This window comes from Streptomyces violascens (genome assembly GCF_014649955.1).
GTDB classification, from domain to species: domain Bacteria; phylum Actinomycetota; class Actinomycetes; order Streptomycetales; family Streptomycetaceae; genus Streptomyces; species Streptomyces violascens.
This window is the reverse complement of the sequence record NZ_BMUA01000005.1, coordinates 84936-102725: the sequence shown is the minus strand read 5'-3', so window position 1 is coordinate 102725 and position 17790 is coordinate 84936. Positions and strand designations below refer to the sequence as shown.

Below are 17790 nucleotides of genomic sequence, written 5' to 3'. Positions count from 1 at the left end.
CCCGAGTTTCTTCAGCCGAATCTGTTCAGCCAAAACTGGACAGTCTTGCCTGAAGAATTTACGTTAGGGGCATGGAAGACGTCCCTCACGGCATCTCCGTGTCCGCCGTCCGCGCGGCGCGCGACCTGCGGGTGGTGTTCAGCCGGTTGCGGCGCCGGCTCCGCGAGGTCGCCGACACGCAGGACCTCACCCCCTCGCAGGTGTCCGCGCTGACCCTCATCGACAAGGGCGGGGCCGCCTCGGCCAGTGCCCTCGCGGCCACCGAGGGGGTGCGGCCGCAGTCGATGGCCGCCACGCTCGCGGCCCTCGACCAGCAGGGCCTGATCCAGCGCAGCCCCGACCCCGAGGACGGCCGCCGTCAGCTGGTCACCCTCACCCCGGCGGGCCGCGAGCGCGCCGAGGGCAATCGGCAGGCCCGCGCGGAATGGCTCACCCAGGCCTTCCAGGACCGCTACACCGAGGAAGAGCGCGCCACGATCACCGAGGCGATGGCCCTCCTCGAACGCCTCGCCCAGCCATGAGGCGCTGGCCGTCCGCGCACCGCACCCCGGGCCGACTCACCCCCTGAGCAGCACATAGGAAAGGCACCACCATGGCTCTCACCACGCTCGACCCGAACACGGCACTCGTCGTCATCGACCTCCAGCGAGGCATCGTCGCCGCTCCCACCCAGCCCCACTCCACCGCCGACGTCGTGGCCCGCACGGTAGAGCTGGCGGACGCCTTCCGCTCGCACGGGCTGCCCGTCGTGCTCGTACGCGTCTCGTTCGCCGCCGACGGAGCGGACGTCGCCCCGGGGCGCACGGAGGCGGGCGTCAGCAGCGCCCAGCGCCCCGAGGGCTGGGACGTCATCGTCGACGAGCTGTCCGGGCACCCCGAGGACATCCGGGTCACCAAGCACAACTGGGGCGCGTTCCACGGCACCGACCTCGACGTCCAGCTCCGCCGCCGCGGCATCACCCAGATCGTGCTGACGGGAGTGGCCACCAGCATCGGCGTCGAGTCGACCGCCCGGGCCGCGCACGAGCACGGCTACCACGTCACGCTGGCCACCGACGCGATGACCGACCTGACCCCGCAGGCCCACCTCAACAGCATCGAGCGGATCTTTCCCCGCCTCGGCGAGACCGGCACCACCGCGGAGATCGGCGAGCTGCTGGCCAAGACCCGCACCGTCTGACGCCCTCTCCTCAGCCCACCCACGATCCGGTGAGGGACTGCACGGCCGAGCCGTCCAGGTCGGCGAGCTTGGTGCCGGTGAAGTCCCGGGCCCAGTCGGAGGTCTGGACCCGGAAGGGCGGCCGGTCGGCGGTGAGCGCGGCGATGACAGGAGCCGCGGCCTCGTCCGGGGTCTGGGCGCTGGTGAAGGTTTTGGTGGCGCGCTCGATGTAGGCCCGCAGCGCCGGGGCGTACGGGCCCGCGGCCTCCAGCAGGGCGGGGACGTCCAGCTCTTGGCTCGCGACGAACTCGCTGGCCACGGCGCCCGGCTCGACGACGGTGACGTGCACTCCGAGGGTGGCGGCGACCGGCGCGAGGGACTCCATGAAGCCCTCGACGGCGAACTTGGCCGCGCAGTAGGCCTCGTTGAAGGGCTGCCCGACCACACCGCCGACGCTGGTGACGGTGATGACGCGGCCCTGTGAGGCGCGCAGATGGGGCAGCGCGGCGCGGGTCGCCTCGACGACGCCGAAGAAGTTCACCTCCATCGTGGCGCGCACCGGGTCCATGCCGTCCTGCTCGACGGTGCCGACGTACCCGGCGCCCGCGTTGTTCACCAGCGCGTCGAGCCGCCCGTACTCGTCGATCACCTCGCCCAGGCAGGCCATGACGGACCCGGCGTCGACGACGTCCAGGCGCTTCACGGCGACACGGTCGGCGACCCGCGCCTCGGCCGCGGCCTCCCTCAGCGGGCCCGCCTTCGCCGTGTCGCGCATGGTGGCGACGACCCGCAGGCCGGCCCGGGCCGCGCCGACCGCGGCGGCCAGGCCGATGCCGGAGGACGTTCCGGTGATCAGGACAGTGCGTTCGGCGGTCATGCGGTTCTCCTAGATTCGTCGGCAGGCGTACGCATACTCATGCACCCGGTACGTCCTCATGCACCCGGCACAGGATGACCGGCCTCGATGCCCTCGCTGTCGCTCAGCCGGAACGGCTGCCAGTCGGGCGCCCGCAGTTCGGGAGCCGCGTCTTCCAGTGGGCTGAGCAGAAACCCGACGTGATCCCCGCCGTCCGTACGCCGCTCGACCCGCCCCACGAACCAGTCGGGGGCCTCATCGAGCAGGACCGTGCCCGCCGGCCCCTCGTGCCAGGCGACGTCGGCGAACTTGTCGACCTCGTCGCCCGTCCGGCCACCGAAGTGCTCGGCCAGGTCGTACTGGGCGCGGCTCAGCAGGTGCACGGCGAGGAAATCGGCCGAACAGGCCACGCGGTACGTCCTGTTGGCCGTGGACAGCCACACCATGAACCGCACCGGCACCATCGAGCACTGCGAGGCGAACCCCACCAGACACCCGGCGCGTTCCTCGCCGGCCGCCGCCGTGACGACGTACATCGGGTAGTCGAGGCGGTCGAGGAACTCCTGCACGGCACTCACCCTGCTCAACCCCTCACCTCGTCGTCGGGCTGCGACCAGCCGACCACAGGAGGCGGCTTCCGGCACGCCCCGGGTCGGCCGATCGGCCGAAAGCAGCGGCCCGGCCCGCCGAGCGGAGTGTAGGGGCGGGGGTCGCGGGAACCCGGGCGGTGCGCGGACGCGCCGTGTCGTGCACCTACGGCGCTCGCCGTCCGCACCCCGCACCCACCGTCCATACGAAGGGATTCCTTCACCATGGAGAACATCTGGGCCTACCCCCAGGCAGCCTCGTACCAGCCGGGTACCGACCTGACCGGGTTCAAGGTCGAGGCGACCGACGGAAGCATCGGCAAGGTCGACAAGTACTCCGAGGAGGTCAGCTCCTCGTACATCGTCGTGGACACCGGCCCCTGGATCTTCGGCAAGCACGTCCTGCTGCCGGCCGGGGTCCTCACGCGCGTCGACGCGGCCGAGAAGAAGATCTACGTCGCGTGCACCAAGGAACAGATCAAGGACTCCCCCGAGTTCGACAAGGAGAAGCACCTCGGGGACCCGGCCTACCACGAGCAGATCGGCGGCTACTACGGACGCCCGCACATGTGACGTTCCCGCTCTCGCGATGCCCGGCCGTCAACTCCGGCCGGGCATCGGTCGGTTGAAGCCATCGATGGCCGTCGCCGGGTCACTGTGCCGCGAGCCACTCCTCCAGTACGGCTTCGCGGCCGCGCGAGCGCAGTGCGCCCGGATCCGCCGAAGTCCACCAGTCGCTCAGGACGGCGGGCGAGGACGTGCCGTCGACGAAGCGGGCGAGCAGCGCGCGGGAGAGGTCGACCTCGCGTCGGCTGTACGCGCCGGCGGCACCGGACAGCACGGTCGTCTCGACACGGTCGCCCCCCGAGCTCACCGCCACCGTCATCTCATCGGGGCTACCCGGGACCCAGACGTCCAGCGCGGCGGCGGCCACCGATGCCGCGCGGCCGGCCCACCGTACGCCGGTCGAACGGACCGGGGCGCCGACCACCTCGATGGCGGTCACATCCGACCAGAGCCACTCTCCCGGCTCGGGTCCGACGACCCGCAGTGACTCGGGTGTGAGCAGCACGTCCGACACCGTCGTGGCGCTGGGCGTGCCCAGGTGGACGCTTTCCGCGTCGATCCAGAAGAGGCCGACCATGCAGCCCTCCTTCTGCGGGCCGTGGGGCGTGCCGGGAGACGTAGGTGTCGAAGGTGTCGATTCCAAAGCGAACTCCATGGTGCGATGCAGGGGTGTAATGCAGGGGTCTGTGCATGGTTTTCCGATCGACCCTAGATCACCTGTGAACGGCCTTGAACGGCACCGATGGGTTTCGGGCAGCGATGGCTTCGCAGCGTCAGGTCGGTGTGTCCTGGGCGGGACGCAAGCTCGGCGGGGCCTCCGTGATGTCGAGGAACACCTGGTCCGCCTCCGGCCACGCCTTCGCCACGGCCGCTTTGATGCGCTCGGAGACCAGCTCGATCTCCTCGCTGTCGAGGCCGGGCCGCAGGTCGATCCGGGCCGCGACAAGCGTGGAGTCGAGGCCCAGCCGCATCGTCAGCAGGCCGGCCACGTTGTCGATCTCGGGCTGCTCGTCGAGCAGCGCCCGGATGCGGTCGCGCAGCTCCGGGTCCACGGCCTCACCGATGAGCTGGTCACGGGCATCCTTGCCGAGCCGGTACGCGACGTACACCAGGAGCAGTCCGATGGCGATCGAGGCCGAGGCCTCCCAGACCACCCGGCCGGTGACCATGTGCAGAGCCATGCCCGCCCCCGCGAGCAGCACGCCGAGCACCGCCGTGCCGTCCTCGGCGACGACGGTCCGCAGGGCCGGGTCACTGCCGATGCCGCCGCTCTGGCCACGAACCTGGTACAGGGCGCGAAGCAGCGAGCCTCCTTCGGCCGCGAGCGCCACACCGAGGACGGACAGCCCTGCGACATAGCCGGCCGTGGACTCCTGCTGGTGCGAGTGCAGCGCCTCGATGCCCTGCGCGAAGGAGAAGCAGCCGCCCATGACGAAGATGCCGACGGCTGCGAGCAGGGACCAGAAGTAGCGTTCCTTGCCGTAGCCGAACGGGTGCCGCTGGTCGGCCGGGCGTCGGCTGCGGCGCAGCGCGGCGAGCAGGAAGACCTCGTTCAAGCTGTCGGCCACGGAGTGTGCCGCCTCCGAGAGCAGCGCGGGCGACCCGGCCACGACTCCGGCGCCCGCTTTGGCGGCGGCGATGAGGAGGTTGGCCCCGAGTGCCACCAGAACGGTCAGCCGGGTCGAGCGGTCCTTCTTGTCTGCGGTCACTTCCCCATGCCCTCGCGGCGGCCCGATGTTTGACGAGCCATCAGATGACGCTGCTCTCTCTTCTGCGCAGGCGCCGACCCGCGCGGCCGGTCAGCGGCGGCCGTTGCTCCGGGAGCCCGCGTAGGCGCGCCGCTTGCGTGCGGACGAGGCCGCCTCGGGGTCTTCCTCCTCCATTTCCCCGTCCGCCTCGTCCTCGTACTCGGCGTCGTCCTCGTACTCGCCCTCGTAATCGCCTTCGGCTTCGTCCTCGTACTCCTCGTCGGGTTCGCCCTCCGGCTCGTCTTCCTGCTCGGGCTCGGGCTCCCCCTCGGCCTGGTCCTCCTGCCGCCCTGCCTGCTGTTCCTCTTCCTCCTCGGCGACCGCGTCCTCGTGGCTGACGACGACCTCGCCGTCCCTGATCTCACCACGCCAGCCGCCCTCGGCCTCGCCGCGCAGTGCGATGTGCCGCGCGAAATTCTTGAGGTCGAGGCGGGCGCGACGGCCCTGGGAGCGCCAGATGTTGCCGGTCTTCTCGAACAGCCCCTTGGGGTAGTACTCCATGACCAGCAGGACACGGGTGATGTTCTCGCCGAGCGGGTGGAAGGTGACGACGCCCTTGGCCGTGCCCTTGGCGCCCTCGGAGGTCCACGCGATGCGCGCGTCCGGCACCTGTTCGGTGGTGTGCGCCTTCCAACTGCGGCTGGACCAGAAGACCTTGACCTTCCAGTCCGATGTGGTGTCGTCGGCGACGGTCGCGCTCTTCACGCCCTTGGCGAAAGTGGCGAACGACTGGAACTGGGTCCACTGGTCGTAGGCCTCACGCACCGGCACGCCCACGTCCACGGACTCCATGATGACGGTCGGTTTGCGTCCCGCCCCGCCCTTCTTGCGCTTGCCGCCGAGCCCCTTGAGCATCTCCTTCGCGTTGTCCTTGAGATGCGAGGCACCCATTTCCACCGCGGCACGGACGGGACCTTTGCCCTCGGCCACCTTGCGGCCGCCTTCGAGTGCCAGCTTGGCGAACCCGGGGCTTCGGCCCTCGGCGATGTCGTTGAGCTTGACCGTGGTCTCGCCGAGCTTGTGGCCCACGCCCATGAGCAGCCGCTCCCCCTGCGCGAGGAGATAGCCCTGGAGCTCCTGCTTCAGCCGGTCGGCCGCGGGGCTCTGCGACAGCGGATTCCTGGTCTCAGCCACGGCCCTCACCACCCTGGCCGCTCCGACGGCCGGCCGTCTTCTTCGCCGGCGCCCGCTTGGCCGTACGCTGCACGGACTTGGCGGTCTTCTTGGCCGAACCCGCCTTGGAGGACGGAGACTTGGCGGATGCCCGTCCGGCCGTACGCGACTTCGAGGATGCCCCTTCCCTGCTCGAAGAGGATGAGGGGGATCGCGAAGTCGACTTGGCGGAGGCCTTGCCCTCCTCGTCCACCCGGCCCTCGGCCTCGGCACCGTCCTCGTCTTCGTTCTCGTCTTCGTCCTCGTACTCCGCCGAGCCCGGCACGTCAGGCACCACGCCCGAGATACGGTCCTGGACATCCAGCGTGCGGTCGTGCAGCCGGTCGGCGATGCCCTCGATCTGCCGGTTGAGGAGCGCGCCCGTCGCGGCCTTGCCGACGCCGCGCAAGTCCTCCCGCAGCTGGTCGCCGATCTCCTTGAACTGCGGGTTGTCGGCCAGTTGGGCCGCCGCGAAGTCCGCTATCGCCCGCGGGCTCAGCTGTAGGCGCTTGCCCATGACCAGTGTCCCGATGCCGAAGGCGAGCTTCGCCTTCTTAGTCCGCCCGAGCAGATAGCCCGCGCCCACCGCGAGCCCCAATCCCAGCCGATTGTTCATGCCTTGACCGTCCTCTAGTCGTCCCGTCTAGCGAGGGGGAGCCCGTCGAGGGTTCATCACGCCGGGTAGCCAGCATGGCCAGAGCCAAACCCTGGTCCAGGTCCGGGGGGGTGCGGCCTCCGGGCCGTCCCAGGGCCCGGATTCCGTGCAGGTCAGGGCGGGGTCGTCGTCCCAGCGTCCCAGATCCGCCCGTGCGGTTTGTGCGGCGTACGGGATCGCGTCGACGTTCTGGGGTGCCCCCCACAACCTCCCCCGCCACGGGACGGGGACGAGGACAACAGGCTCTCGGGAAGGGCGGGTTCACCCCGGGCCCGGACCGGAGGCCAGCGGGGGCGGTGCGGGCTCATAGCCGCTGCCGGGAGCACCCGAACGGACGTCTACTCTGGTGCCGCCAGGCCGTGAAGTGACGGCCGCCGGGGAACGGAGCGTGCGGTGCCAGCGGGGGAAGAGAACGACGGAGCGCTGATCGGCAAGGTGCTCGGCGGCCGTTACCGGGTGACCTCGATGATCGGGCGCGGCGGCATGGGTGTGGTTGCCCGGGCCGTGGACGAGATGCTCAACCGAGAGGTCGCCGTCAAGATCCTGCGGGCGTACACCGATGCGTCCGCGCCCGAACTGGCCGACCTGCGGACCCGGATGCAGCGCGAGGCGCAGGCCGCCGCGCGCATCCGGCACAGCGGTGTGGTCACGGTGCACGACGTGACGGAGGAGCGGGGGCTTCCGGTCATCGTCATGGAACTCGTCGACGGGCCCTCCCTCGACGACGTGTTGGGCGAGCGGGGCCCGCTGGATCCGCGCGAGGCCGCGGCGATCGGCGCCAAGCTGATGGACGCGCTCGACGCCGCCCACCGGGTCGGCGTCCTGCACCGGGACGTGAAGCCCGGCAACATCCTGCTTGAGCGCGGCGGCCGGGTCGTCCTCACGGACTTCGGCATCGCCACGATGGACGCCTCCGACGACGACGCCATGGCGAAGCTGACCCGCAGCGGTGAGCTCGTCGGCTCGCTCGACTTCCTGCCGCCCGAGCGCGCCCAGGGCCGCGAGCCCGGTCCCGCCTCGGACATCTGGTCGCTCGGCATGACGCTGTTCGCGGCGGTGGAGGGCACTTCTCCGTTCCGCCGCACGTCGGTGTGGTCCACGCTGTCGGCGATCGTCACCGACCCGCTTCCGCAGGCGCAGCGGGCGGGCGCGCTCACACCGGTGCTGCAGGCCCTGATGGCGAAGGAGCCGGAGCAGCGGCCGACCGCCGAGCAGGCGCGGCAGATGCTGGAGCAGGTGGCGGCGAGCGGCACGGCGAACCCCACGCCGCCGGCCCCCGTTCACACGGCTCCGGCCGCTTTCGGCCCGCCTCCCCCGCCGGTGCCGGTGGCCGAGGTCCACTACCAGCAGCATCCCCAGGCCGGCTACCAGGCGCCGATGGTTCCGCAGCACGACGCGACCGCCGGGCGCCGCGCCTCGGCCGACCGGGGCCGGCGCCGCGGCCGTACGGTCATGGCCGCGGCGGCCGCGGTGGTGCTCGCCGGGGGCGGGATCGCCTACGCCCTGACGAGCCATCAGGGCGACAACGGCTCCGGATCCGGATCCGGTGGCGGCGCGCAGGCCGCCGGACCGGGGGCCAGCACTCCGCCGGGCGCCGACGAGTCGAACGCGGCCAGGCTCCCCGGCGACGCCGGCGACTCCCCGAGCGCCGCGAAGTCCCCGAGCCCCGGCGGCAAGCCGTCGACAGCCCCTTCGCGACCGGGCGCCCCGGCGAAGCCGAGCAGTGCCGCGAGCAGCAGCGCGAAGCCTTCGACGCCGGCCAAACCCACCCCGGTGTCGACGAGTTGCACCGGCTGGAGCCACAAGGACCCGGCACCGGGCTCCTACGGCTACATGGCCGGGGACTACCACCTGGAGACCGGCCCGTACCAGACGTGCCCGGCCGTCTCGCTGGCCAAGTCCGGTACGAAGCTCTGGTACCACTGCTACGTGACCAACGCCCACGGCAACAAGTGGACGTACGTCCGCATCGAGGGCTCCAGCACCGCGGGCTGGATGTCGAACGACAACATCACCCGCCAGCACGGCGCTTCGACGCCCTGTTAGTCCTTCGGCTCCTTCGAGGAAAGTGAGCGCTCAGCCCTTGCGGCGCAGGACCACCGACAGGTGGTGTTGCAGAGGCTGGCCGACGGCCGCGAGATCATGGGTGAACGTCAGCGTGTCGTCGTCGGTCAGCTCGTAACGGCGGCGGGTCGCGTTGACCTCCTTCGCGGTGGGGGTAAGGGCGACGTCATTGGTGGAGAGGTCGACGGTCTTGCCGTCCGCGGCGCCGACCGCGATCTCCGCGATGCCGGTGGGCTGGGTGATCAGGGCCTCCACCCGCCCGTCGGCCTGGAGCCGCCACCACCCGCTCTCGCGCGCGGAGGGACGCAGGGGCGCGCCGTTCTCGTCGAGCAGCCAGGCCCGGGCCTCGTACCGCAGGAAGGGCCGGCCGTCGTGGCTGAAGGTGACCTCCTGCGCGTACGCGAAGTCCCCGGTGATCGTCGGATATTCGCCCTCGCCCCGGCCGGACCAGGTGCCGAGGAGGCCGGTCACGGGCGCGAGCAGGGCGTGCGGGGCGGGCGCCTCGTCGGGCCGGTGGCCGTCGGGGTACGGGTACTCCGGTGCGGGGTCGAACACGGTGTGCGCTCCTGAGGTCGGGGCCAATGCCGGACGGAAGCCTAGGCCGTCGACCCTCCAGAGGTCCCGCTGTCCGCCGCCGCCCGCGTGAGCGCGTCTCTCAGCTCACCCAGCGCATCCTCGCGCCCGGCCAACGGACAGCCCGCCACGATGCCCGCCTCGTCCGCCCCATCGCCGCTTCGAGAGTGCTCCTCCCTTCGCGCGCAGGCAGCCGGGGCACAGAGCGCGAGGCGCCGAGTGCGGCAACTCACCGTCCGGCATGCGGAAACGTGGTTTCCGGGGCGCCGGTCGAGCGCATAGGGTGCGGATGCAGCTGGTTCGCCCCGTCCGCCAGGCGGGACGCGTCGTAAGAGGGAACCCGGTGGGAATCCGGGACTGCCCCGCAGCGGTGAGCGGGAACGACCGCCGTCATACGCACTGGGCCCGGCCGGGTCTGGGAAGCGACGGCCAGTAGATGCCTCGAAGAGCACGAGGCGTGCCCGCGAGTCCGAAGACCTGCCACTGCCCGTGTGCGACCGATCGCGCGCGGAGATCCCGGTGACCTCGAGGGCGGTCGGCGTACGCACCAGCGGCAACGGCACACATGCCGTGGCCCCGGTCCGTCGTCCCTTCGCGCCTTCGTCCCGTTCCGGGGTCCGCTCCACCGAAGAGCTCGCGAAGGAGAGTCTCGTGACCAAGTCCGCAGCCGCGGCAGCACGCGCCACCGTGTACGGCTACCCCCGCCAAGGCCCGAACCGGGAACTGAAGAAGGCGATCGAGGGCTACTGGAAGGGCCGTGTCGGCGCCCCCGAGCTCCGGCGGACCGCCGCCGAACTACGGGCGGCCACCTGGCGGCAGCTCGCCGAGGTCGGCGTCCACGAGGTGCCGACCGGCGACTTCTCGTACTACGACCACGTCCTGGACACCAGCGTCATGGTGGGCGCCGTGCCCGACCGCCACCGCGAGGCCGTCGCGGCAGACGTCCTGGACGGCTACTTCGCGATGGCGCGCGGCACCCAGGACGTGGCGCCGCTCGAAATGACCAAGTGGTTCGACACCAACTACCACTATCTGGTACCGGAGTTGGGGCCGGACACCGTCTTTGCAGCCGACTCCTCCCAGCAGGTCGGCGAGCTCAAGGAGGCCCTCGCGCTCGGGCTCGCCGCGCGTCCCGTGCTCGTGGGCCCGGTGACCTATCTGCTGCTCGCCAAGCCCGCGCCCGGCGTGGCCGCCGACTTCGAGCCGCTCACCCTGCTCGACCGGCTCCTGCCGGTGTACGCGCGGGTGCTGGCCGATCTGCGGGCGGCGGGGGCCCAGTGGGTGCAGCTGGACGAGCCCGCGCTCGTCCAGGACCGCACCCCCGCCGAGCTGAACGCCGTCGCACGCGCCTACCGCGAACTCGGCGCGCCCACCGACCGCCCCAAGCTCCTGGTCGCCTCGTACTTCGACCGGCTCGGCGAGGCCCTGCCGGTCCTCGCCAAGGCGCCGGTCGACGGGCTCGCGCTGGACTTCACCGGCCCGGCGGCCGTCAACCTCGACGACCTCGCCGCGGTCGGCGGCCTGCCCGGCAAGCGGCTCGTCGCGGGGGTCGTGGACGGGCGCAACGTGTGGATCAACGACCTGGAGAAGTCGCTGGCCACCCTGGGCACGCTGCTCGGCCTCGCCGACCGCGTGGACGTGGCCGCCTCCTGCTCACTGCTCCACGTCCCGCTCGACGCGGCCGCCGAACGCGGCATCGAGCCGCAGATCGCGCGCTGGCTCGCCTTCGCCCGCCAGAAGACCGCCGAGGTCGTCACGCTCGCCCGCGGCCTGTCCGGCGGGACCGGCGTCATCACGGCCGAACTGGCCGCCAACCGGGCCGACTTGGCCTCCCGCGCCGGTTCCGCCATCACCCGCGATCCAGCCGTACGCGCCCGCACCGCCGCCGTCACCGACGCGGACGCCCGCCGCGCCCAGCCGTACGCCGAACGGGCCGCCGCCCAGCGCGCCCACCTGAACCTTCCGCCGCTGCCCACGACGACGATCGGCTCGTTCCCGCAGACCGGCGAACTCCGCACCGCCCGGGCCGACTTGCGCGCCGGACGCATCGGCACGGCCACCTACGAGGAGCGCATCGAGGCCGAGATCCGCGAGGTGGTCTCCTTCCAGGAGAAGACCGGCATCGACGTCCTCGTGCACGGCGAGCCCGAACGCAACGACATGGTCCAGTACTTCGCCGAGCAGCTCACGGGCTACCTCGCCACCCAGCACGGCTGGGTCCAGTCGTACGGCACCCGCTATGTGCGCCCGCCGGTCCTGGCCGGCGACATCTCCCGGCCTGGGCCGATGACGGTGCGCTGGACGACGTACGCCCAGTCGCTCACCGACCGCCCCGTCAAGGGCATGCTCACCGGCCCGGTCACCATGCTCGCCTGGTCCTTCGTCCGTGACGACCAGCCGCTCGCCGACACCGCCCGCCAGGTCGCCCTCGCCCTGCGCGACGAGGTCAACGACCTTGAGGCGAACGGCACTTCGGTCATCCAGGTGGACGAGCCGGCGCTGCGCGAGACCCTGCCGCTGCGCGCGGCCGGCCACCGCGCATACCTGGCCTGGGCTACGGAGGCGTTCCGGCTGACGACCGGCGGGGTGCGGCCGGAGATCCAGATCCACACCCACATGTGCTACGCCGAGTTCGGCGAGATCCTCGACGCCATCGACGACCTGGACGCGGACGTGATCAGCCTGGAGGCGGCCCGCTCCCACATGCAGGTCGCGGACGAGCTGGCCGCGGCGGGCTATCCGCGCGAGGTCGGTCCGGGGGTGTACGACATCCACTCGCCCCGCGTCCCGCCCGAGGACGAGACCGCGCGCCTCATCACCCGGGCGCTGCGCTCCGTACCCGCCGAACGCCTGTGGATCAACCCCGACTGCGGCCTCAAGACCCGCGGTTGGGCCGAGGTCCGCCCGGCCCTGGAACGCATGACGGCGGCGGCGCGCGCGGCGCGTCAGCAGTTGCCCGCCGCGGACTGAGGGAGGGGCGGGGCGCCGAGGCCGGCGCCCCGCCTTCCGCCCGGCCTCCGTGTCATGCCTGCGGGGTGTGGACCGATGTGTAGTGCGAGGCGTCGCCCGCGATCGAGTAGCTCTCCTTGCCCTCGATGCCGACCGGTACGTCACCGGCGACCGTCACACGGTGCAGGCGGCGCGGAAGGCCGTTGTAGTTGTCGATGGCGTAGTGCTGGGTGATCCGGTTGTCGAACAGGACGAGCTGGTTCGGGGACCAGCGCCACCGCAGGACGTTCTCCGGGCGGGTCACGTACGCCTGGAGCAGATCGAGGATCTTGCGGGACTCCGCCACCGACAGGCCGACGATCCGCTGCGCGAACCCGCCGATGAACAGGCCGCGTTCACCGGTCAGCGGGTGGACGCGGACGACCGGGTGGGCGGTCCGGAAGTTGATGGACGTGAACTGGGCGCGCTGCTCGGCCTTGTCCTCGTCCACCTCCTCGTCCGGCACCGCGTAGTCGTAGTCGTTGGTGTGCTCGGCCCACAGGGTGTCGGCGAGCAGTCGCAGCGGTTCCGGCAGACTCCGGTACGCCGAGGCCGAGTTGGCGATCAGCGTCTCGCCTCCGTACGGCGGGACGGTGATGCTGCGCAGGGTGCTGGCCTGCGGCGGGTTGAGGACGAAGGTGACGTCGGTGTGCCAGTGGTTGGCGCGGCCGCGCTCGCTGTCGACGGGCAGCACATGGGGCGCGCCGTCGACGGCGGGCACGGTGGGGTGGGCGGTGGTGAGGTCGCCGAAGTGGCGGGCGAAGGCCTGCTGGCCCTCGTCGTCGAGGTCGACGTCGTCGAAGACCAGCGCCTTGTGCTCGTTGAGGGCGGCGCGCAGCGCGGCGACGGTCTCCGCGGGGAGCGGATGGGCTATGTCGACGCCGGACACCTGGGCGCCGATGTGCGCGGTGACCTTGCGGATCTCTGTGCCGGACATGAACGGGTCCTTTCAGACTCGGGTGAGGGTCGGGGCGGTGGTGTGCTGGTTGGCGGGCCGCGGGAGGCCGTAGCGGTCGCGCAGGGTGCCTCGCGGGCCGTATTCCGTGCGGAAGAGGCCTCGTGCGCGCAGGATCGGCACGACGTGGTCGACGAAGAGGCCGAGGCCGGACGGCAGGACGGCGGGCATGATGTTGAAGCCGTCGGCGGCGCCCAGGGTGAACCAGTTCTCGATCGCGTCGGCCACTTGTTCCGGCGTACCGGTGAAGGTCAGGTGGCCGCGCCCGCCGCCCAGGCGGCCGATGAGTTCGCGGACGGTGAGCCGCTCGCGCCGGGCGAGTTCCACGACGAGGGTGTAGCGGCTCCTGGCCCCCTCGATGTCGCTCTCCGGCGGCAGATCGGCGGGCAGTCGGGCGTCGAGTTCGAGGGTGCCCGCCTCCAGGTTCAGCAGGTGTTCGAGCCGGTGGAGGCTGTGCTCGTGGACGATGTGGTCCTCCAGGACCTGCTCGTGCGCACGTGCCTCGGCCTCGGTGGAGCCGATGACCGGCACGATGCCCGGCAGGATCTTGAGATGGCCGGGGTCCCGGCCGGCCTCCCGCGCCCGGGTCTTGAGGTCGGCGTAGAAGGCCTGCGCGTCCCCCAGTGTCTGCTGCGCGGTGAACACCGCCTCCGCGTACCGGGCCGCGAAGTGCTTGCCGTCCTGCGAGGATCCCGCCTGTACGAGGAGCGGGTAACCCTGCGGGCTGCGGGGGACGTTGAGGGCGCCCTCCACACTGAAGTACGTTCCCCGGTGGCGCGGCGGGTGGATCTTGCGCTCGTCACCCCAGACCCCTTGTGCCTTGTCCGCGACGACCAGGTCGTCCTCCCAGCTGTCCCAGAGCTTGAGCGCCACGTCCAGGAACTCGGCCGCGCGCTCGTACCGCGTGGCATGGGCGGGTTCGTCGTCGAGCCCGAAGTTGCGGGCGGCCTCGGCGCCTGCGGTGGTGACGATGTTCCAGCCCGCCCGGCCGCCGCTGATGTGGTCGAGGGAGGCGAACCGGCGGGCCAGGTTGTAGGGCGAGTTGTACGAGGTGGAGGCGGTGGCGATGAGCCCGATGTGCTCGGTGGCCACCGCCAGCGCGGTGAGCAGGGTGAGGGGTTCGAGCACACCGGCCGGACGCTGGCCGACGTTGCTGAAGAGGACGGGACCGTCGGCGAGGAAGAGCGAGTCGAAGGTGCCGCGTTCGGCGATGCGGGCGAGCTCGCGGAAGTGGTCGAGGTCGACACTCGCGTACGGGTCGCTCTCGGGCAGCCGCCAGGAGGCCTCGTGATGCCCGGTGCTCATGAGGAAGGCGTTGAGATGGAGTTGGCGCCGGGTCACTGGTGGTCCTCCTGGTGTTCTGCGTGTTCTTGGTGTGCTGTGACGCCGAGGGCGGTGAGCAGGCGTTCCCGGTATTCGCCCCCGAGTTCTCGGCTTCGCTCGAACAGGGAGGGACCCCCAGGGAGCGGGTCGCGGTACGAGCGCGGGGGCGGGCGCTCGATGGTCAGGTCGAGGCCGATGCGGCCCCGGTCGAGCACGAGGACCCGGTCGGCGAGGACGATCGCCTCGTCCACGTCGTGTGTGACGAGCAGGACGGAGGGCCGGTGGCGCTGCCACAGCTCGCGCAGGAGTACGTGCATGCGGATCCGGGTCAGCGCGTCCAGGGCCCCGAACGGCTCGTCGGCCAGGAGGAGTTCGGGCTCCCGCACGAGGGAGCGGGCCAGCGCGGCGCGCTGGGCCTCGCCGCCGGACAGCTCGTTGGGCCACGCCCTCTCACGACCCGCGAGCCCCACCTCGGCGAGGGCGGCGCGCCCCCGTTCGGCGGCCTCCTTGCCGTCCGTCCCGAGCAGTACGTTGTCGAGCACGCGGCGCCAGGGCAGCAGCCGGGAGTCCTGGAAGACCACGGACACCCGTTCCGGGGCGGCCAGTCGACCGCTGCCGGTGACCCGGTGGTCGAGCCCGGCGATGGCGCGGAGCAGCGTGCTCTTGCCGGAGCCGCTGTGCCCGAGCAGCGCGGTGAACTGGCCGGCCGGGAGGTCGAGGTCGATGCCGTCGAGGACCGTACGGCCGTCGAAGGAGCGGGTCAGTCCCACGAGCCGGACCGCCGGGGCTTCCTCGACCGTGGTCAGTTGCTCAGTGTGCGTCGCCACGACAGCACCCTCCGTTCGACGATGCGGACCGCGCTGTCGGAGACGAGGCCGAAGACGCCGTAGATCAGCAGGCCGACGAGGATGATGTCGGTGCGGCCGTAGTTCTGGGCCTGGAACATCAGGTAGCCGAGGCCGCTGGTGGCGTTGATCTGTTCCAGGACGACCAGGGAGAGCCACGAGCCGGTGACCCCGAGCCGCAGGCCCACGAAGAAGCCGGGCAGCGCGCCGGGAATCACGATCTGACGGACGAAGCGGACCCTGGACAGGCCCTGGACTTCGGCGAGTTCGACGAAGCGGTGGTCGATTCCGGACAGCGCGGCGTGCAGGTTCAGGTAGATCGGGATGTAGACGACGATGGCGATGATCGCGATCTTGAAGGTCTCGCCGATGCCGAGCCAGAGGATGAACAGCGGGATCAGCCCGAGAGTGGGGATCGCCCGGTTGAGCTGGACCGTTCCGTCGATCAGCGCCTCGCCGACCCGGCTGAGCCCGGCCGCGAGCGCGAGGACCACTCCGGCGGTCAGCCCGAGGGCGAAGCCGTATCCGGCGCGTTCGAGCGAGGTGAGCACGTCGGTGGACAGGGTGCCGTCGCTCCACAGGTGACCGGCAGTGCGCAGCACCGTCCACGGCGCCGGGATCGCGGCGGGGTCCAGCTGACCGGCGGCGGACGCGGCCGCCCACAGGACGAGCACGAGCCCCGGGCCGATGAGCCGGGAGGCGGGCAGCCGTTTGCCGGGCGCGAGGGTGCGGCGCCGGGTGCGCGGGAGCGGACGGGCCTGCGCGGCGGGTGTCGACACCACGGGTGTCGTCGCGGTGGTGGTCATGGCCGTCACCTCTGGTACTCGGCCGGGACGGCTTTGGCAGCGAGGCCCTCGAAGCGCCGGTCGAAGAGCGAGTCGACCTTGAACCGTTTCACGAAACCGCCCTCGGCCAGCAGGTCCGCGGTCTCCTGCTCCCACCGCACCGCCTCGTCCCAACTGGGGGGAAAGATCGGCTTGTTGGCGAGCGCAGTGATCGACCGGGCCTGCGCGAGGGTGAGGTTCTGGGTCTTGACGTAGAACTCCTCGTTCCAGGCGTCCGGGTGCTCGTACGCCCACACCTGACCCTTCGCCCAGCGGGGGACGTACGCGGCGACCGCGGCGGCCTTCGCGGGGTCGGCGAGGACGGAGGCGGGCGCCCACAGCAGGTTGAGGAGGTCCACGACGTCGGTCGCGATGGTGTGCGCGCCCTTGGGTCCGTACTGCTTGAGGTAGGCCGGGGCCTGCTGGTTGGCCAGCGGGGCGATGTCGACCTGGCCGGCCTGGAGCGCGGTGAAGAACTGATTGCTCGTCAGCGGCACGAGGTGTACGTCGTCATGCGTCAACCCGGCCTGCTTCAGTGCCCGCAGCAGGACGACGCCCTGCGCCTGCCCCTGCGAGAAGGCCAGCTTCTTCCCTTGGAAACCCTGGACGTCCCGGATGTCACTGCCGGGCTTCGTGGCGAAGACGTAACTCGGCTTGCGGGTGATGTCGATCGCGACGATCTTCGCGTCGTACCCCTGAAAGTGTGCCTGGATCGGCGGTATCCCCGCGTTGTTGGCGACGTCCAGGGACTTGGCACGGAAGGCGTTGATGACATCCGGACCGGCGCCCGTGTTCACCCATTCCGACACGGTGAAGGGCAGGTCGGACAGGCCCGCGAGCTTGAACTGGAGCTGCTGGACACCCTGGTACGAGGCGATCTTCAGGCTCGTACCGGAGGGAACGGAGGTGGCCAGAGGGGCGGACGCGGACCCCTTGACCCCGGAGTCGGCGGCACTGGCACCCGCGCAACCGCTGAGACCGGCCGCGGCGGCGACACCGAGCAGGGAGGACAGGAACAGCCGCCGGTCGACACCGGGCACGGCTGGGGACGCTGGTGGCATGGAGGGACTCCGTGAAATCAAGGGAAAGACAAGGGGGGAGTGGAATGCGTGCGCAATTTCCTCGCATGCGGGCACGGCGAGGTGTCGCGATGGGCGGAAGCGCCCGCGGAAAATCAGCGCACCCGAAAGGCGCACGACAAAACCATGACGGGGTGCGGGCGGCGAGTGCGCCCATACGTCAATATTCCCGCAACAATGCGTCGCTTCATCGACACATCAAGCCGTCAAGATCACTGCGGCACATCAGCAACAAAGGGTGCGGCCGATCCGCATCAGGTCGATAAAACGGCACTTGGTCAGCGGAACCTGCCGCGAGAGTGCCGGCGCGACACCAGCGGTCCGGTCGCGGACCTGCCGCGACCGGATCACCGGGGAGAATTCCTGCGCGCTGTTCATGCCCAGAATGTTCGCGGCCCGGCAGAGCCCCTGTCAA

Annotated in this window: 18 protein-coding genes and 1 riboswitch; of the genes, 5 read left to right on the top strand and 13 right to left on the bottom strand. The window is 71.1% G+C overall.

The features are described 5' to 3' along the window. Positions 1 to 71 precede the first annotated feature (71 nt). Together IE206_RS13840 and IE206_RS13835 are read left to right on the top strand one after the other, a co-directional pair. Positions 72 to 521 carry a MarR family winged helix-turn-helix transcriptional regulator gene (locus tag IE206_RS13840; RefSeq protein ID WP_189962425.1) on the top strand — a complete coding sequence of 150 codons (450 nt, stop codon included), beginning with the start codon at positions 72 to 74 and terminating at the stop codon, positions 519 to 521. A gap of 71 nt (positions 522 to 592) precedes the next feature. Continuing rightward, a complete protein-coding gene (locus IE206_RS13835) occupies positions 593 to 1180 on the top strand; it encodes an isochorismatase family protein (protein ID WP_189962424.1) in 588 nt (195 codons plus the stop codon). A 10-nt stretch (positions 1181 to 1190) separates the two neighbouring features. Here the strand turns inward: IE206_RS13835 and IE206_RS13830 are convergent, their stop codons facing one another. Both IE206_RS13830 and IE206_RS13825 read right to left on the bottom strand, forming a co-directional pair. After that, the gene (locus tag IE206_RS13830; protein ID WP_189962423.1) at positions 1191 to 2036 is read right to left on the bottom strand and encodes an SDR family NAD(P)-dependent oxidoreductase; all 846 of its coding nucleotides are present in this window, start codon (positions 2034 to 2036) and stop codon (positions 1191 to 1193) included. Between the two features lie 56 nt (positions 2037 to 2092). Next, positions 2093 to 2593, bottom strand: a complete 501-nt coding sequence (locus IE206_RS13825; RefSeq protein ID WP_226599491.1) for a flavin reductase family protein — start codon at positions 2591 to 2593, stop codon at positions 2093 to 2095. Positions 2594 to 2827: 234 nt separating this feature from the next. On the opposite strand from IE206_RS13825, the gene IE206_RS13820 reads away from it, so the two are divergent. Beyond that, the gene (locus tag IE206_RS13820) at positions 2828 to 3175 is read left to right on the top strand and encodes a PRC-barrel domain-containing protein (RefSeq protein WP_189962422.1); all 348 of its coding nucleotides are present in this window, start codon (positions 2828 to 2830) and stop codon (positions 3173 to 3175) included. A gap of 79 nt (positions 3176 to 3254) precedes the next feature. On the opposite strand, the gene IE206_RS13815 is transcribed toward IE206_RS13820, so the two are convergent. The 4 genes from IE206_RS13815 to IE206_RS13800 form a co-directional block, all read right to left on the bottom strand. Further along, positions 3255 to 3746: a hypothetical protein gene (locus IE206_RS13815; protein ID WP_189962421.1), complete on the bottom strand. Its 492-nt coding sequence runs from the start codon at positions 3744 to 3746 to the stop codon at positions 3255 to 3257. Between the two features lie 196 nt (positions 3747 to 3942). Next, positions 3943 to 4878, bottom strand: coding sequence for a cation diffusion facilitator family transporter (locus IE206_RS13810; protein ID WP_308433927.1), 936 nt, complete (start codon positions 4876 to 4878; stop codon positions 3943 to 3945). Positions 4879 to 4968: 90 nt separating this feature from the next. Further along, positions 4969 to 6051 carry an SRPBCC family protein gene (locus IE206_RS13805; RefSeq protein ID WP_226599492.1) on the bottom strand — a complete coding sequence of 361 codons (1083 nt, stop codon included), beginning with the start codon at positions 6049 to 6051 and terminating at the stop codon, positions 4969 to 4971. Continuing rightward, positions 6044 to 6685: a DNA primase gene (locus IE206_RS13800; protein WP_189962420.1), complete on the bottom strand. Its 642-nt coding sequence runs from the start codon at positions 6683 to 6685 to the stop codon at positions 6044 to 6046. Before IE206_RS13800 ends, IE206_RS13805 begins: the two co-directional genes overlap by 8 nt. Positions 6686 to 7117: 432 nt before the next feature. On the opposite strand from IE206_RS13800, the gene IE206_RS13795 reads away from it, so the two are divergent. Next, positions 7118 to 8770 carry a serine/threonine-protein kinase gene (locus IE206_RS13795; RefSeq protein WP_226599493.1) on the top strand — a complete coding sequence of 551 codons (1653 nt, stop codon included), beginning with the start codon at positions 7118 to 7120 and terminating at the stop codon, positions 8768 to 8770. Between the two features lie 30 nt (positions 8771 to 8800). Here IE206_RS13795 and IE206_RS13790 read toward each other — a convergent pair whose 3' ends face one another. Then, on the bottom strand, positions 8801 to 9343 hold the full coding sequence (locus IE206_RS13790; RefSeq protein WP_189962419.1) for a heme-binding beta-barrel domain-containing protein: 543 nt from the start codon (positions 9341 to 9343) through the stop codon (positions 8801 to 8803). 296 nt (positions 9344 to 9639) lie between these two features. After that, a riboswitch (cobalamin riboswitch) is annotated at positions 9640 to 9860 on the top strand. Positions 9861 to 10012: 152 nt separating this feature from the next. On the opposite strand from IE206_RS13790, the gene metE reads away from it, so the two are divergent. Continuing rightward, a complete protein-coding gene (gene metE / locus IE206_RS13785; RefSeq protein WP_189962418.1) occupies positions 10013 to 12331 on the top strand; it encodes a 5-methyltetrahydropteroyltriglutamate--homocysteine S-methyltransferase in 2319 nt (772 codons plus the stop codon). Between the two features lie 52 nt (positions 12332 to 12383). Here the strand turns inward: metE and IE206_RS13780 are convergent, their stop codons facing one another. The 6 genes from IE206_RS13780 to IE206_RS13755 all read right to left on the bottom strand — a co-directional run bounded on the left by IE206_RS13780 (position 12384) and on the right by IE206_RS13755 (position 17753). Further along, entirely contained in the window at positions 12384 to 13286 is a 903-nt protein-coding gene (locus tag IE206_RS13780) for a TauD/TfdA dioxygenase family protein (RefSeq protein WP_189962417.1), read from the bottom strand. 12 nt (positions 13287 to 13298) lie between these two features. After that, positions 13299 to 14645 carry an LLM class flavin-dependent oxidoreductase gene (locus IE206_RS13775; RefSeq protein ID WP_189962416.1) on the bottom strand — a complete coding sequence of 449 codons (1347 nt, stop codon included), beginning with the start codon at positions 14643 to 14645 and terminating at the stop codon, positions 13299 to 13301. After that, positions 14642 to 15454, bottom strand: a complete 813-nt coding sequence (locus IE206_RS13770) for an ABC transporter ATP-binding protein (RefSeq protein WP_189962415.1) — start codon at positions 15452 to 15454, stop codon at positions 14642 to 14644. Before IE206_RS13770 ends, IE206_RS13775 begins: the two co-directional genes overlap by 4 nt. Continuing rightward, a complete protein-coding gene (locus IE206_RS13765) occupies positions 15430 to 16278 on the bottom strand; it encodes an ABC transporter permease (protein WP_226599494.1) in 849 nt (282 codons plus the stop codon). The genes IE206_RS13770 and IE206_RS13765 overlap by 25 nt, the downstream gene beginning before the upstream one ends. A gap of 5 nt (positions 16279 to 16283) precedes the next feature. Continuing rightward, positions 16284 to 17357, bottom strand: a complete 1074-nt coding sequence (locus tag IE206_RS13760; RefSeq protein ID WP_189962413.1) for an ABC transporter substrate-binding protein — start codon at positions 17355 to 17357, stop codon at positions 16284 to 16286. Between the two features lie 243 nt (positions 17358 to 17600). Beyond that, complete coding sequence (locus tag IE206_RS13755; RefSeq protein ID WP_189962412.1) at positions 17601 to 17753, bottom strand: hypothetical protein; 153 nt, start codon at positions 17751 to 17753, stop codon at positions 17601 to 17603. Positions 17754 to 17790 lie beyond the last annotated feature (37 nt).